This is a genomic window from Streptomyces dengpaensis, assembly GCF_002946835.1.
In the GTDB taxonomy this organism is placed as follows: Bacteria; Actinomycetota; Actinomycetes; order Streptomycetales; family Streptomycetaceae; genus Streptomyces; species Streptomyces dengpaensis.
The window spans coordinates 1,159,551-1,175,154 of the sequence record NZ_CP026652.1 but is presented as its reverse complement, the minus strand read 5'-3'; the positions used below and the strand labels follow the sequence as shown (position 1 = coordinate 1,175,154).

The window sequence follows — 15,604 nt, the reverse complement described above, 5'->3', positions numbered from 1 at the left end:
GCCGTGCCCGCGCTCGTCGACCCCGTCGACCGGGCTCTGACGGTCCTCGCCTGCGTCGCGGCCCAACCGCGGTCCACGGGTGTGGTCTTCCTCGACCTCGACCCCGAGCTGCTGCCCGCGCTCGGAGACTGGCTGGCCGCGCATCTGAGCCAGGCGGAGCCGGGCGCGGGTGAACCGGGTGTGCGCGAGCCGGGCGTGGGCGACGAGCGGCCGACGCCCGCGGTGCGGGCGCTCGGCTCGTGGCTCAGTGAGGACGATCTGTGGTTGCGGACGCTGCTGTCGCGGGACGGCCTCCGCCTGCTGCCGGGCCTCCTGGTGGAGGAGCCGGGTACGCCGCCGCCCGTCCTGCTGGTCCCCGACCTGTGCCGGGCGGGCCCCGCCGTCGTCCGCGCGGCTCTCGCGGTCCTGGACGCGGACGCGGCGTCCGCCGAGCGGCACGGCCACAGCATGCTGTGGCGTCCCGGCGGTCACTGGCTCGCCGCCCTGCGCCGTTCCGAGGCGTCCCGCCTCTCGCCGCACCTGCTCGACAGGTTTCCGGTACGGATGGACGCGGCGCGCCTGAACGGGGAGTTGTGGCGCCTGGCCGGCGCTGGTCGGGCCGGCGGGTCCCCCGCGCGCCCGGACGAGTGGACCGAACGGGCCGCCCTCGGCGCCGCGCTTCCGCGGCTCGACCGTACGGAGGGCCGCAACCTGCCGGTGCTCGCGCCGGAGGCCGCCCGGCAGGTGGTCGCCCTCACCACCCGTACGCCCGGCCTGCGCCGGAGCCTGACCCTGGCGCGGCTGGCGCGGGCCCTCGCGGCGCGGGCGCACGACGCGGAGGTCGAGCCCCGCCATGTCGACGCCGCCGCCGAACTGCTGGGCATCGCCGCACCCCACCGCCGCGACGACCCGGAGCCCTCCGAGCCGCCCGCCCTGCCGCCGCCCGCGCCCGCCCCCGCGTTCTCGCGGACGGACCGCTCCGACAGCGCGCCCCCGCAGGAGCCCGTCGCCACGCCGGTCACGGTGGCGGGCTCGGGCCCCGCCCGCCCGATGGACCCCGTCGAGACGGCCGGACCGGCGGGACCGGCTGCCTCCGGCTACCCGGAGGACGCCCCCGACGCCCTGCCCCAACTCGCCTCGCTCCGGCCGCCCGGACACCGCAGGACCTCCTCACGGCGGCTGCACGGATGCCCGCTCGGAACGGTGCGCGCCCGGGACGTACACGACCTGGCGCTCGTCGCCAGCCTGGTCGAGGCGGCGAGGTTCCAGACGGTGCGGCGGCGCGAGACGGACAGCGCACCCGGCACCCTCATCGTCCGCCCCGAGGACCTCCGCCAGTACCGCCGCAAGGCCGAGCCCGCGCAGGCGCTCGTGCTCGTCCTCGACCACTCCTGTCACGACGACGTCGACTGGGCGCCGGCGCTCGCGCCGCATCTGCGCTGGGCGTACGAGACGAACGCCGCCGTCAGCGTGGTCGAGTTCGGGCACGCCGGTGCCGCGTCCGAGCTGTGCGCGGAACGCTTCCGCGCCGCGTCGCTGCTCGACCCCGAGGTCGTCCAGGCGCTCCAGCGGACCCCCGGGCGCGCCAGCCCCCTGGCGCACGCCGTCGACCTCGCCGCCCATGAAGTACGCCGCTTCCTGCGACGCGGCCGCGGCGTCGTGGACGAGACCGTGCTCGTCGTCGTCACCGACGGCCGCGGCAACGTACCGCTCGATGCCAGCCTGCGCGGCCGCGTCCCGTCGCGCGTGCGCCGGGAGGGCCTCGACGACGCGCTGCGCATCGCCGGGACGATCCGGGCGCTGGGACGGGTGCGCACGTATGTCGTCGCACCCGAGACCGACCAGTACCCCGAGCTGCCCGGCGAGCTCGCCGACGCGCTGGGGGCCCGTCAGGAGGTCGTACCGGAGCGAGGAGCGGGGACGGGAACGGGATCGGGCTCGGGGATCGGGGGCGGCGCGTGACCGGTGACGGGCACCCGACGATGGGGAGTTATCTGCGGGCGGCCGAGAGCATGACGGCGGCGGAGAGCGTGCCGCCCCGGCAGCCGGCCCGTCGCGAGCCGGGCGACGACCTGGACGAGATTCCGGACGACGTCGACACGGCATCGAAACCGAAGCGCCTGCGCCCCAAGAAGTCCGACATCACGGGATCCCTGCCCGCCGACGCGGCCATGCTCCGCGTGATGGCCAGGCACTCCCGCGGCGAGCCCAGCTTCACCCTCTTCTTCCACTACCGCCAGAAGGTCAGGCGAGCCGACCGCCCCCACGAGCTGGAGGAACAGCGTCCCCCGAAACTGGCGCTCGCGGACCTCGGCGCCCACATCGCGAGCAGCAAGGCCGCCAACCCCTGGGCGGCCAAGTACTACGAGATCGCCGAGTGGTGGCGGACCAAGCACCGCCTCGAGCAGTGGATCGACCGGCTCCGCGCGGAGCAGCCCGATCCCCAGCTCGTCGTCTGGGACCAGACGGCCTTCGAGATCCCCTGGGAGCTCTACTACCACGACCCGGACCCGGAGAGCCGTTGCGCCCGGCTGCGGAAGCCGGCCGGCTGGCTCGGCGCGCTCCTCCCCCTCATCCGCTGGACCACGGTGCACGCCGGCCGGCGCGCTCTGTCCTACTCGGCCGCCATGAGCAAGCTGCGCGGCGGCGTCCTGGTCTGCGAGGACGAGCAACTGGAGTTCGCCCCCGACACCTTCGCCGCGTACCAGGTGGGCGAGCGGTCCAAGAAGATGGAGCACCTGCTCGACCGGCTCAGCACCTCGGACGAGACGTTCGGCCTGCTGCTGATCCGCTGTCACGGCCGCTACTCCACGGACCTGAACACCTTCACCCTCGGCGACATCCCGTACAACCAGCTCGCGTACAAGCCCATGCCGGCGCTGCAGCGGACCGGGGCCGTCGTCCTCATCAACTCCTGTGTGTCGGGGCGGACCGTCACCGACTCCGCGCAACCGTCCGTCGAGCCGCGCAGTTTCGCCGAGATCTTTCTGCGCAAGGGCGCCGGCGCGGTCATCGCCACCGTGGGCGACGTGGAGCTCTTGCCGTCGCACGAATTCGCCCTGTGGCTGGTGGACCGGGCGGCGGATGCGCAGCATGAAGGGGAGGACGACCGCGGGCTCAACCTCGCCGCGGCCCTGACGGAGTACCGGCGCGGCTGTCTGGAGAGGGCCGAGCGAGCCCTGCGGGGCGGGAACCCCGCGGTCGCCGAGAAGGAGATCAGACGCTTCTTCAACAGCTGTATGTACGTGTACTTCGGACATCCGGGCACCACGTTGCGCACGACCACGGTTCGAGGGGAGGACGCCGGGCCATGACGAGTCCCGTCGTACGTCTGCGCCCCGTCGTGAGCTGGCCCCGCGAGGCGGAGGCCGGTCAGAAGTACCTGGTCACCGTCGACCTGGAACACGACGACGACCCTCAGGAGTGGCCGTACGACCAGGAGGAGTACGCGATCGGCTGCATGCTGGAGGGCGGTCCCGAGCTAGCGGTGGAGACCGTAGGCGACGCGACCCTCGTCCTGCACCGCTTCGGCGGGACCTACGGCCCGGCGCGGTTCGTCGTCTACCTCCTCGGACAGGCGGCGCCCGACGGGCAGTTGGAGCTCCGGCTCTCCCTGATCACGGCGGGCGGGATGCCGTTCCGCACCGAGCGGCTTCCGGTGCGGGGGTGCGGCGCGGGTGCGGGGACCGCCGCGAAGTGGGGCCTGGAGACGGTGACTTCGGCTGCGCCGAGGAGTCCGGGCCACGAGAGCGCGGAGAGCCGGGTCGGCACGGCCCAGACCGTGCTGCCGCCCCTGGACGAGCACTTCACCGGGCGCGACGAGGACCTGGAGCGGCTCATCCGGGCGATCACAGCCGACGCGACCGAGCAGGGGCCCGTCGTCCTGGTGACGGGAATGCCGCAGGTCGGCAAGACGCAGCTCGCGCTGCGGGCCGCACACACGCTCGTAGGCTCGGACTGGTTCCCCGGCGGCGTTCTGTACGCCGCCGCGAGGGAGTACGACTCCGAGCCGCACGACGGCCACCGGCTCGTCGTCGAGGTGCTCTCCCGCATCGGCGCCCCCCGCTCGTCACTCGCCTTCGACCCGGATCAGGCGGAGAGCGTCTGCCGACGCGCTCTGAACGGACTGCGGCCGACGCTGCTGGTCCTGGACCAGGTCTCCTCGCTCGACGAGATCGAGCCCCTGCTGCGTGCCCGCGGACGCCATCCGGTGCTCATCGCCTCGCGCACGCGGATGCCGGCCCCGTACGCCTTCCGCCACGCGGCGACCGTCCTCGACGTCGAGCCGCTCGGCGAGGAAGCCGCGGTGCGACTCCTCGACCAGTGCCTGATGAGCGTGGATCCCACGGACACACGGGTCGAGACGAGTCCCGGGCCCGCGCGGCAACTGGTGTCCCTGTGCGGGCGGATGCCGGGCGCCTTGCGCTGGCTCGCTCAAAGCCTCGCGGCGCTGCGCCGCCAACCCCTGGAGGACGCGGCCGGCGAATCGGCCGGCGAAGGCAGGTTCTTCGGTTCCGTGGCCGGCCTCCAGCGCGTGTTCGACGACTGGTATCGCGGCCTCCCTCCCGACCAAGCCCGCCTGCTGTGCCTGCTGTCGCCGCTGTCCGAGCCCTTCGGCACCGCGACCGCGGTGGCGCTCGACGGGAGCGAGGAGCGGGCCGTCGACCGGCTGACGGCACTCGTCCAGGGCAACTTCGTCGTACGGGAGGGCTCCGCGGAGCGCTGGCGACTGCCCCCGCCCGTGCGGGAGTACGCACGAGCGATGGCCGATGAGGAGACGGCCGCGGAGGACGAAGAGGCCGCGTTCACCCGCCTGTTGGAGTACTACGCCGCCTGCGCCGCGGAGGCCGTGAGCCGCGTCGGCCTGGCGTCCGAGGAGCCGGACGGCCGCTGGTTCGGACGGCGCGAGGACGCGGCGGCCTGGCTGGAGGGCGAGTGCGCGAACCTGGTCGCGGTCACGGCGGAGGCGGCGAACAGGAGCCGGTTCGAGGCCGCGGTCCAGTTGTCCACGACGCTCGGGCCCTATCTGCTGGAGCACCGGCGCTTCGACGACTGCGCACGGTGCTGCACCGCCGCTCTGACGGATCCCGTCGGGGTGGGCCGCGACCGGCTGGCGGTCGTCTCCGGCCTCCTCGGAGCCGCGTACCTGGGACTGAACCGCACGTCTGACGCTCTCGAAGCCTACGAGCTCGCCCGTTCCCTCTACGAGCAGGAGGGCGACCGGCAGGGGGCCGCCCACATGTGGCACGAGACCGGATCAGTACTGGCCGAGCGGGGCGAGTGGGAGGCGGCGCGAGGCGCCTACGACGCGGCCCTTCGACAGTTCCTGCGGCTGGGGGACGTGCGGGCGGAGGCCGGGGCGGTGACGAGCCTCGCCGTCGCCCTGTGCGCCATGGACAGGTTCGACGAGGCGAGGGACGATCTGCTCCGCGTCGTCCAGCGATACGAGAGGGTGGGCGACGACCGCCTCCCGGAATGGCTCGCTCTCTGCGGCCTGACCCGGGCGTACGAAGGCCTCGGTCTCTTCGTCGAGGCCGAGGAGGCCCGCGGCCGCGCCGACCGGGTGTACACGGACGGAGACCGCACCGACATCGAGCGCGTCGAGGACCTCCGGAGGCGTTTCGCGCAGACGTCGGGACAGGTGGTGCGCGGGCGCGTCGTGGTGACCGTACGGTCCCGGTTGTGGCAGCAGGGGTACGTGGACTGGGAGGTGGCGGCCGGACTGCCGAACCCGGTGCCGTTCGCCGAGGATTCGTACGGCACCCGGCTGGGGGATCTGCCGGCGAGGCTGGGGCCCTCACTTGCCGACGCGTTGCGCAGGGCGGACCTTCCGGACCGCCCCGCCATGGTCGAATTCGCCCTGCCCGTCGAACTCTTCGACCTGAACGTGCACCACTGGTGCCTTCCGCAGGCGCCGTCGGACCCGCTCGGTGCGCGCCGCCCCGTGGTGATCCGCGCCCTCGACCGTCCGGAGGCCGACATCGATGAGCGTGTGCGCCGTTGGCGGGACCTGCTGCACGCCGAACGGCTCACGGCCCTGCACCTCCCGCGGCAGGAGAGTTTCGTACGGGCCCACGGCACGACGTGGTTCACGCCGGCCGGCGACATCCCGGTGTTGTACGGACCGGGGGCGTACGGCTTCGGCGAGTCGTCCATGGGCCGTGTGCTGGACGCCGGGTTCAGCGTCGCGCTCTGGGTGACCAACGCCCGCTCCTCGGTCGCGTTCGGTTCCGAGGGCGAAGCGTTCCGCGCGGGGATCGACGCTCTCCTCGACAGGGCCCAGCGATTGGAGCAACTCCCGGAGGCCGTATGGGAGTTGAGGGACAGAGCCGCCGCAGGCCACGGCCCGGAGTGGGCGCACGGCCTCGCCCTCCTCTACGACGACCCCACCACCCCGCTCCGCGACGACGACGGGGATCTCCTGCTCGCTCCGTAGAGAGCGTCCTGTACTCGCCCGACGTCCCGGTCCGCCCGCGCGCGCGGACCGGGACGTCGGCGGAGCGGCTAGCGAACGGCCCCGGCGTTCCACCCGGCGATCACGGGTCGTCCGTGCTCGGTGGAGAGCCTGCTGAGCGTGCCCGTGGCCAGCTGGAACAGCCGCCCGTCCGCAGGGGCGAGCCCGAGGCGGCGGGCCGTGAGCACCCGCAGGAAGTGGGCGTGGGCCACGAGGACCACGTCACCGCCGGCGAGCGCCGGCTCGATCCGGGACAGCACGCGGTCGGCGCGCTGTCCCACCTCCGTCGGCGACTCGCCCGGGTGACCGGCCGGACCCGGCGGCACCCCGTCGTTCCACAGGTACCAGTCGGGCCGGGTGCGGTGTATCTCGACGGTCCTGACGCCTTCGTACGCACCGTAGTCCCACTCGCGGAGATCGGGATCGGGTACGGCGCCGTACAGGCCGGCGAGTTCCGCGGTGCGGACCGCGCGGGCCAGCGGGCTGGTGAGCACGAGGGCGAACGTCCGGTCGGCGAGCAGGGGGGCCAGGGACTTGGCCTGTTCCTCGCCGCGCCGGGTGAGGGGAGGGTCGGTCCTGCTGGTGTGCCGGCCCGACGCGCTCCACTCGGTCTCACCGTGGCGGACGAGGAGGAGGTCGCCCATGGCCGCTACTTCGACTCGACGGCGTGACCGCCGAACTGGTTGCGCAGCGCCGCGATCATCTTCATCTGCGGCGAGTCGTCCTGCCGCGAGGCGAAGCGCGCGAACAGCGAAGCGGTGATCGCCGGGAGCGGCACCGCGTTGTCGATGGCGGCTTCCACCGTCCAGCGGCCCTCGCCCGAGTCCTCGGCGTAGCCGCCGAGCTTGTCGAGGTGCTCGTCGTCGTCCAGCGCGTTGACGGCGAGGTCGAGCAGCCAGGAGCGGATGACCGTGCCCTCCTGCCAGGAGCGGAAGACCTCGCGCACATCGGTGACCGAGTCGACCTTCTCCAGGAGCTCCCAGCCCTCGGCATAGGCCTGCATCATGGCGTACTCGATGCCGTTGTGGACCATCTTGGAGAAGTGGCCCGCGCCGACCTTGCCCGCGTGTACGAAGCCGAAGTCGCCCTCGGGCTTGAGCGCGTCGAAGATCGGCTGCACCTTGGCGATGTGCTCGGCGTCGCCGCCGACCATCAGGGCGTAGCCGTTCTGCAGGCCCCACACGCCGCCCGAGACGCCCGCGTCCACGAAGCCGATGCCCTTGGCCGCCAGTTCCTCGGCGTGCTTCTCGTCGTCCGTCCAGCGGGAGTTGCCGCCGTCCACGACGGTGTCGCCGGGCGCGAGGAGGTCACCGAGCGCGTCGACGACGGACTGGGTGGCGGTGCCCGCGGGCACCATCACCCACACCACACGCGGGCCTTCGAGCTTCTCGACCAGTTCGGTCAGGCTGCTCACGTCGGCGAGGTCGGGATTGTGGTCGTAGCCGATGACGGTGTGGCCCGCGCGGCGTATCCGCTCGCGCATGTTGCCGCCCATCTTGCCGAGGCCGATAAGTCCGAGCTGCATATCAGTTCACTTTCCGGAGAGTGCGGTAGGCGGCCACGAGGGCGGCGGTGGAGGGGTCGAGGCCGGGCACGTCGGTGCCCTCGGTCAGCGCGGGTTCGATGCGCTTGGCGAGGACCTTGCCGAGTTCGACGCCCCACTGGTCGAAGGAGTCGATGTTCCAGATCGCGCCCTGGACGAACACCTTGTGCTCGTACAGCGCGATCAGCTGGCCGAGGACGGAGGGCGTCAGTTCGCTCGCGAGGATGGTGGTCGTCGGGTGGTTGCCCTTGAACGTCTTGTGCGGCACGAGCTCTTCGGGCACCCCCTCGGCGCGCACCTCCTCCGGCGTCTTGCCGAAGGCCAGCGCCTGCGTCTGCGCGAAGAAGTTCGCCATCAACAGGTCGTGCTGGTCGCCGAGTTCGTCACTCAACTCGTCGACCGGGTTGACGAAGCCGATGAAGTCGGCCGGGTTCAGCTTCGTGCCCTGGTGGATGAGCTGGTAGTACGCGTGCTGGCCGTTGGTGCCCGGCGTGCCCCAGACGACCGGCCCGGTCTGCCACTCCACGGGGCGGCCGTCCCGGTCCACCGACTTGCCGTTGGACTCCATGTCCAGCTGCTGCAGGTACGCCGTGAACTTGGACAGGTAGTGCGAGTACGGCAGCACGGCGTGCGCCTGGGCGTCGAAGAAGTTGCCGTACCAGATGCCCAGCAGGCCCAGCAGCAAAGGCGCGTTGGCCTCGGCGGGAGCCGTCCTGAAGTGCTCGTCGACGACCCTGAACCCGTCGAGCATCTCCCGGAAACGGTCCGGGCCGATGGCGATCATCAGGGAGAGACCGATCGCCGAGTCGTACGAGTAGCGTCCGCCGACCCAGTCCCAGAACTCGAACATGTTGGCCGTGTCGATGCCGAAGTCCGACACCTTCGCGGCGTTCGTCGACAGCGCCACGAAGTGCTTCGCGACCGCCTTCTCCTCGCCTCCGAGCCCGGCGAGCAGCCAGGAGCGCGCCGAGGTGGCGTTGGTGATGGTCTCGATCGTGGTGAAGGTCTTGGACGCGATGATGAACAGCGTCTCGGCCGGGTCCAGGTCCCTGACGGCCTCGTGCAGATCCGCGCCGTCCACGTTCGACACGAAGCGGACCGTCAGATCGCGGTCCGTGAAGGAGCGCAGCGCCTCGTACGCCATCGCCGGGCCGAGGTCCGAGCCGCCGATGCCGATGTTGACGATGTTCTTGATGGGCTTGCCGGTGTGGCCGGTCCACTCGCCCGAGCGGACCCGGTCGGCGAAGTCGGCCATCTTGTCGAGCACCGCGTGCACCGCGGAGACGACGTTCTCGCCGTCGACCTCGATCACCGCGTCCCGAGGGGCGCGCAGCGCCGTGTGCAGCACCGCCCGGCGCTCGGTGACGTTGATCTTCTCCCCGCGGAACATGGCGTCGCGCAGCGCGAACACACCGGTGGCGGTGGCCAGTTCCCGGAGCAGGGCGAGGGTCTCGTCGGTGATCAGATGTTTGGAGTAGTCGATGCGCAGGTCGCCGACCCGGACGACATAACGCTCCGCGCGTGCGGGGTCGGCGGCGAACAGCTCACGCAGCCGCGGGTGCAGGAGCGCACCGCCGCGGTGGTCCTCCAGGGCCGTCCACTCGGGGCGCCGCGTGAGCTTGGGGGAGTCAGACATGACGGGGGTTCTCCTTGGAGCCCTCGCCCCGCAGGGCGACGGCGTACATCTCGTCCGCGTCGAGGCGGCGCAGCTCCTCGGCGATCAGCTCGGAGGTGGAGCGCACCTTCAGCGCGAGGGTGCGCGGCGGCTGGCCGGGCAGGGACAGCGTGGCGAGCGGGCCCTCGGGGCGGTCGATCACGATCTCGCCGTTCTCGGCGCCGAGCCGCACGGCGGTCACCACGGGCCCCGCGGTCACGACCCGGTCGACCGGGACCTGGAGCCGTGCTTCCAGCCAGCGGGCCAGCAGTTCGGCGCTCGGGTTGTCGGCCTCGCTCTCGACGGCCGCCGAGATCACGTTCGTACGGGCCTGGTCGAGCGCGGCGGCCAGCATCGAGCGCCACGGCGTCAGGCGGGTCCACGCCAGGTCGGTGTCGCCGGGCGCGTACGAGGCGACCCGGGACTCCAGGGCGACCAGCGGCGCCTCGACGGCGTACATGTCGGTGATCCGGCGCTGCGCGAGGGCGCCCAGCGGGTCCTTGACCGGGACCTCGGGCGCGTCCACCGGCCACCACACGACGACCGGGGCGTCGGGCAGCAGCAGCGGCAGGACCACGGACTCGGCGTGGTCGGAGACCTCGCCGTACGTCCGCAGGACGACCGTCTCACCGGTGCCCGCGTCCGAGCCGACGCGCACCTCCGCGTCCAGGCGGGAGTTGGTGCGGTCACGCGGGGTGCGGGCGACGCGCTTGATGACGACCAGGGTGCGCGAGGGGTGCTCGCGCGAGGCCTCCTCGGCCGCCTTGATCGAGTCGTACGCGTTCTCTTCGTCGGTGACGATGACCATCGTCAGGACCATGCCCACGGCGGGGGTGCCGATGGCCCGGCGCCCCTGCACGAGGGCCTTGTTGATCTTGCTTGCCGTGGTGTCGGTCAGGTCGATCTTCATGGCCTGCGCCAGCTCCGTCCGTCTCGTGCGAGCATCTCGTCGGCTTCCTCCGGGCCCCAGCTGCCCGAGGGGTACTGCGCCGGCTTGCCATGGCTCTCCCAGTACCCCTCGATGGGGTCGAGGATCTTCCAGGACTCTTCCACCTCCTGGTGGCGGGGGAAGAGATTGGCGTCGCCGAGCAGCACATCCAGGATCAGGCGTTCATACGCCTCCGGGCTGGACTCGGTGAACGACTCGCCGTAGGCGAAGTCCATCGTGACGTCCCGGATCTCCATCGAGGTACCCGGCACCTTCGATCCGAAGCGCACCGTCATGCCCTCGTCGGGCTGGACGCGGATGACGATCGCGTTCGCGCCGAGCTCCTCGGTGGCCGTCGAGTCGAACGGGGAGTGCGGGGCGCGCTGGAAGACGACCGCGATCTCCGTGACCCGGCGGCCCAGACGCTTGCCGGTGCGCAGGTAGAAGGGGATGCCCGCCCAACGGCGGTTGTCGACCTCCAGCTTGACGGCCGCGTAGGTGTCGGTCGTCGACGCGGGGTCGATGCCGTCCTCCTGCAGATAGCCGCGCACCTGCTCGCCGCCCTGCCAGCTGGCCGTGTACTGGCCGCGCACGGTGTGCTCGCCCAGGTTCTCCGGCAGCTTCACGGCCCTGAGGACCTTGAGCTTCTCGGTCAGCAGCGACTCGGCGTCGAAGGCGGCCGGCTCCTCCATGGCGGTCAGCGCCATCAGCTGGAGGAGGTGATTCTGGATCACATCCCGGGCGGATCCGATGCCGTCGTAGTAGCCCGCCCGGCCGCCGATGCCGATGTCCTCGGCCATCGTGATCTGGACGTGGTCGACGTACGACCGGTTCCAGACGGGCTCGTACATCTGGTTGGCGAAGCGGAGCGCCAGGATGTTCTGGACGGTCTCCTTGCCGAGGTAGTGGTCGATGCGGAACACCTGGTCCGGGTCGAACACCTCGTGCACGATCGCGTTCAGCTCGCGCGCGCTCACCAGGTCGTGGCCGAACGGCTTCTCGATGACCGCGCGCCGCCAGGAGCCCTCCGGAGCGTCCGCGAGCCCGTGCTTCTTGAGCTGCTGGACGACCTTCGGGAAGAACTTCGGCGGTACGGAGAGGTAGAAGGCGTAGTTGCCGCTGGTGCCGCGCGAGGAGTCCAGCTCGTCGACCGCCGCGCGCAGCTGCTCGAAAGCGTCGTCGTCGTCGAAGTCACCCGGGATGAACCGCATGCCCTCGGCGAGCTGCTGCCAGACCTCCTCGCGGAACTCCGTACGGGCGTGCTCGCGCACCGAGTCGTGGACGACCTGCGCGAAGTCCTGGTCCTCCCACTCGCGGCGGGCGAACCCCACGAGCGAGAAGCCCGGCGGCAGCAGACCGCGGTTGGCGAGGTCGTACACGGCCGGCATCAGCTTCTTGCGGGACAGGTCACCGGTCACACCGAAGATGACGAGCCCGGACGGGCCCGCGATCCGGGGGAGCCGGCGGTCGCGCGGGTCGCGCAGGGGGTTGTCCCAGTCGGCGGCAGGGATGCCGAGCGCCTCGGCGACCGCTTCCGCGGTCACCTCGGCGGCCTCAGGGGCGGTTTCGGGAGCCGCTGAGGCCGTGGCCTCGGCAGCCACCGCGGCAGCCGCTTCGGAAGCCGCCGCGACAGCCGCGTCGCGAGCCGCCGCCCCAGGCGCCCCGGGAGCCGCCTGCTCGGAATGCGCCGCGCTCATTCCCCGTCAACTCCCTTGCTCTTCAGCGAGGTCGCGACCGCCTCGAGCAGGTCCTCCCAGGCCACCTCGAACTTGGCGACGCCCTCGTCCTCCAGCTGCTTCACGACCTCGTCGTACGAGACCCCGAGCGCCTCGACGGCCGCCAGGTCGGCGCGGGCCTGCTCATAGCCGCCGGTCACCGAGTCGCCGTGGATGTCGCCGTGGTCGGCGGTGGCGTCGAGGGTGGCCTCCGGCATGGTGTTGACCGTGCCCGGCGCGACCAGCTCGTCGACGTACAGCGTGTCCTTGTACGCGGGGTCCTTGACGCCCGTCGAGGCCCACAGGGGGCGCTGCTTGTGGGCGCCGGACGGCGCGAGGGCGGTCCAGCGGGCGCCCCCGAACACGTCCTCGTACGCCTCGTAGGCGAGCCGCGCGTTGGCGAGCGCCGCCTTGCCCTTGAGGGCGAGGGCCTCGTCCGTGCCGGCCTTCGCCAGGCGCTTGTCGATCTCGCTGTCGACGCGGGAGACGAAGAAGGAGGCGACGGAGTGGATCGTGGACAGGTCGATGCCGGCCGCCCGCGCCTTCTCCAGGCCCGCCAGGTAGGCGTCCATGACCTCGCGGTAGCGCTCCAGCGAGAAGATCAGCGTGACGTTGACGCTGATGCCGAGGCCGATGACCTCGGTGATCGCGGGGAGACCGGCCTTCGTCGCCGGGATCTTGATCATCACGTTCGGACGGTCGACCAGCCAGGCGAGCTGCTTGGCCTCGGCGACGGTCGCGGCGGTGTTGTGGGCGAGGCGGGGGTCGACCTCGATGGAGACCCGGCCGTCGCGGCGGCCGGTCGCGTCGTACACCGGGCGCAGGATGTCGGCGGCGTCGCGCACGTCGGCGGTGGTCATCATGCGGACGGCCTCGTCGACCGTCACACCGCGCACGGCGAGGTCGGCCAGCTGCTCCTCGTATCCCTCTCCGGAGCCGATGGCGGCCTGGAAGATGGACGGGTTGGTGGTGACGCCCACCACGTGCTTCGTCGCGATGAGTTCGGCGAGGTTGCCGGACGCGATCCGCTTGCGGGAAAGGTCGTCCAGCCAGATGGAGACGCCTTCGTCGGAGAGGCGCTTCAGGGGTACCGCGGTCGCGGTTGCTTCAGTCACAGTAATCATCTTCCTTGGTGTGAACGGATCAACCGCGGGCGGCGGCGACGGACTCCCGCGCGGCGGCGGCGACGTTCTCGGCGGTGAAGCCGAACTCGGCGAACAGGGTCTTGGCGTCGGCAGAAGCGCCGAAGTGCTCCAGCGAGACGATGCGTCCGGCGTCACCGACGAATCGGTACCAGGTCAGGCCGATGCCCGCCTCGACCGCCACGCGGGCCTTCACGGACGGCGGCAGCACGCTCTCGCGGTACTCCGCGGGCTGCTCCTCGAACCACTCGACGGACGGCATCGACACGACCCGCGTGCCCACACCCTCGGCCTCCAGCCGCTCGCGCGCGGCGACGGCGAGCTGCACCTCGGAGCCGGTGGCGATGAGGACGACATCGGGGGTCCCGGTCGAGGAGTCCTGAAGGACGTAACCGCCGCGCGCCGCATCGGCGTTGACCGGGTACGTCGGTACGCCCTGCCGGGTGAGCGCCAGACCGTGCGGGGCCGGGTTCGTGGCGTGCCGCTTGAGGATCTCGGCCCAGGCGACGGCCGTCTCGTTGGCGTCGGCCGGGCGGACGATGTTCAAGCCGGGGATGGCGCGCAGCGCGGCCAGGTGCTCGACCGGCTGGTGCGTGGGGCCGTCCTCGCCGAGGCCGATGGAGTCGTGCGTCCAGACGTACGTCACCGGCAGCTGCATCAGCGCGGACATGCGGACGGCGTTGCGCATGTAGTCGGAGAAGACCAGGAAGGTGCCGCCGTAGATGCGGGTGTTGCCGTGCAGGGCGATGCCGTTCATCTCCGCGGCCATCGAGAACTCGCGGATGCCGAAGTGGATCGTGCGGCCGTACGGGTCGGCCTCCGGCAGCGGGTTGCCCTTCGGCAGGAAGGAGGAGGTCTTGTCGATGGTGGTGTTGTTCGAGCCGGCGAGGTCGGCGGAGCCGCCCCACAGCTCGGGGAGCACCCCGCCGAGCGCCTGGAGGACCTTGCCGGAGGCGGCACGGGTCGCGACGGACGTGCCCGCCTCGAACACCGGCAGCGCGGCCTCCCAGCCCTCGGGCAGCTGACCGGCCACGACACGGTCGAAGAGCTGTGCGCGCCCGGGCTGCTCGGTACGCCACTCGGCGACCTGCTTGTCCCAGGCGGCGTGCGCCTCGGCACCGCGGTCGAGGGCCTGGCGGGCATGGGCGAGCACCTCGTCCGCGACCTCGAAGGACTTCTCCGGGTCGAAGCCCAGGACCCGCTTGGTGGCCGCGATCTCCTCGGCGCCGAGCGCCGAGCCGTGGGAGGCCTCGGTGTTCTGCGCGTTCGGCGCGGGCCAGGCGATGATCGTGCGCATCGCGATGATCGAGGGGCGCTCGGTGTCGGCCTGGGCCGCCTTGAGCGCCGCGAACAGCGCGTGGACGTCGATGTCGCCGTCGGCGGAGGGCTCGATCCGCTGGACGTGCCAGCCGTAGGCCTCGTACCGCTTGAGGACGTCCTCGGAGAAGGCCGTGGCGGTGTCGCCCTCGATGGAGATGTGGTTGTCGTCGTAGACGAAGACGAGGTTGCCGAGCTTCTGGTGGCCGGCGAGCGAGGAGGCCTCGGCGGAGATGCCCTCCTCCAGGTCCCCGTCCGAGACGATCGCCCAGATGGTGTGGTCGAAGGGCGACTCGCCCTCGGGGGCCTCGGGGTCGAAGAGGCCGCGCTCGTAGCGGGCGGCCATCGCCATGCCCACCGCGTTGGCGACACCCTGGCCGAGCGGTCCGGTCGTCGTCTCGACGCCTGCCGTGTGCCCGTACTCCGGGTGGCCCGGCGTCTTCGACCCCTGCGTACGGAACGCCTTCAGGTCGTCGAGTCCGAGCTCGTAGCCCGACAGGAAGAGCTGGGTGTACAGGGTCAGCGAGGTGTGGCCGGGGGAGAGGACGAAACGGTCACGGCCGGTCCACTCCGGGTCGGCGGGGTCGTGACGCATCACCTTCTGAAAGAGCGTGTACGCGGCCGGGGCCAGGCTCATCGCGGTGCCGGGGTGGCCGTTGCCGACCTTCTGGACGGCGTCTGCCGCGAGAAGACGGGCCGTGTCGACGGCACGCCGGTCGAGATCGGTCCACTCGAAGCGGTCAGGTGTCTGCGTGCTCATCTTCAAGAAGTCCTCGATAGTGCGAAACAACTGGTCGGACGCCTTCAAAAGTAAAAGTATGACTTTTGGATTTGAAGGTGTCCGTGTGCCAGGCTTCGGTGAAAGTGGGACA

Annotated in this window: 10 protein-coding genes; 3 read left to right on the top strand and 7 right to left on the bottom strand. The window is 71.6% G+C overall.

Features of this window, described 5'->3' with window-relative positions; all coding sequences use genetic code 11:
* Positions 1–3: 3 nt before the first annotated feature.
* The 3 genes from C4B68_RS05435 to C4B68_RS05425 are packed head-to-tail and all read left to right on the top strand — an operon-like array spanning position 4 to position 6,415.
* Positions 4–1,941 carry a hypothetical protein gene (locus C4B68_RS05435; RefSeq protein WP_099502714.1) on the top strand — a complete coding sequence of 646 codons (1,938 nt, stop codon included), beginning with the start codon at positions 4–6 and terminating at the stop codon, positions 1,939–1,941.
* A complete protein-coding gene (locus C4B68_RS05430) occupies positions 1,938–3,293 on the top strand; it encodes a hypothetical protein (protein WP_099502713.1) in 1,356 nt (451 codons plus the stop codon). Before C4B68_RS05435 ends, C4B68_RS05430 begins: the two co-directional genes overlap by 4 nt.
* Positions 3,290–6,415: a VMAP-C domain-containing protein gene (locus C4B68_RS05425; RefSeq protein ID WP_099502712.1), complete on the top strand. Its 3,126-nt coding sequence runs from the start codon at positions 3,290–3,292 to the stop codon at positions 6,413–6,415. Before C4B68_RS05430 ends, C4B68_RS05425 begins: the two co-directional genes overlap by 4 nt.
* 68 nt (positions 6,416–6,483) lie before the next feature.
* Here the strand turns inward: C4B68_RS05425 and C4B68_RS05420 are convergent, their stop codons facing one another.
* From C4B68_RS05420 to tkt, 7 genes are read right to left on the bottom strand one after another with little or no spacing between them, the layout of a single operon-like run.
* On the bottom strand, positions 6,484–7,077 hold the full coding sequence (locus C4B68_RS05420) for a histidine phosphatase family protein (RefSeq protein ID WP_099502711.1): 594 nt from the start codon (positions 7,075–7,077) through the stop codon (positions 6,484–6,486).
* Between the two features lie 5 nt (positions 7,078–7,082).
* The gene (gene gnd / locus C4B68_RS05415; RefSeq protein ID WP_099502710.1) at positions 7,083–7,958 is read right to left on the bottom strand and encodes a phosphogluconate dehydrogenase (NAD(+)-dependent, decarboxylating); all 876 of its coding nucleotides are present in this window, start codon (positions 7,956–7,958) and stop codon (positions 7,083–7,085) included.
* A gap of 1 nt (position 7,959) precedes the next feature.
* Positions 7,960–9,612: a glucose-6-phosphate isomerase gene (gene pgi, locus C4B68_RS05410; RefSeq protein ID WP_099502709.1), complete on the bottom strand. Its 1,653-nt coding sequence runs from the start codon at positions 9,610–9,612 to the stop codon at positions 7,960–7,962.
* On the bottom strand, positions 9,605–10,540 hold the full coding sequence (opcA, locus tag C4B68_RS05405) for a glucose-6-phosphate dehydrogenase assembly protein OpcA (RefSeq protein WP_099502708.1): 936 nt from the start codon (positions 10,538–10,540) through the stop codon (positions 9,605–9,607). Before opcA ends, pgi begins: the two co-directional genes overlap by 8 nt.
* On the bottom strand, positions 10,537–12,255 hold the full coding sequence (gene zwf, locus C4B68_RS05400) for a glucose-6-phosphate dehydrogenase (RefSeq protein ID WP_099502707.1): 1,719 nt from the start codon (positions 12,253–12,255) through the stop codon (positions 10,537–10,539). The genes opcA and zwf overlap by 4 nt, the downstream gene beginning before the upstream one ends.
* Positions 12,252–13,397, bottom strand: a complete 1,146-nt coding sequence (gene tal, locus C4B68_RS05395) for a transaldolase (RefSeq protein ID WP_099502706.1) — start codon at positions 13,395–13,397, stop codon at positions 12,252–12,254. Before tal ends, zwf begins: the two co-directional genes overlap by 4 nt.
* A 19-nt stretch (positions 13,398–13,416) precedes the next feature.
* Positions 13,417–15,492: a transketolase gene (gene tkt / locus C4B68_RS05390; RefSeq protein ID WP_099502881.1), complete on the bottom strand. Its 2,076-nt coding sequence runs from the start codon at positions 15,490–15,492 to the stop codon at positions 13,417–13,419.
* Positions 15,493–15,604 lie beyond the last annotated feature (112 nt).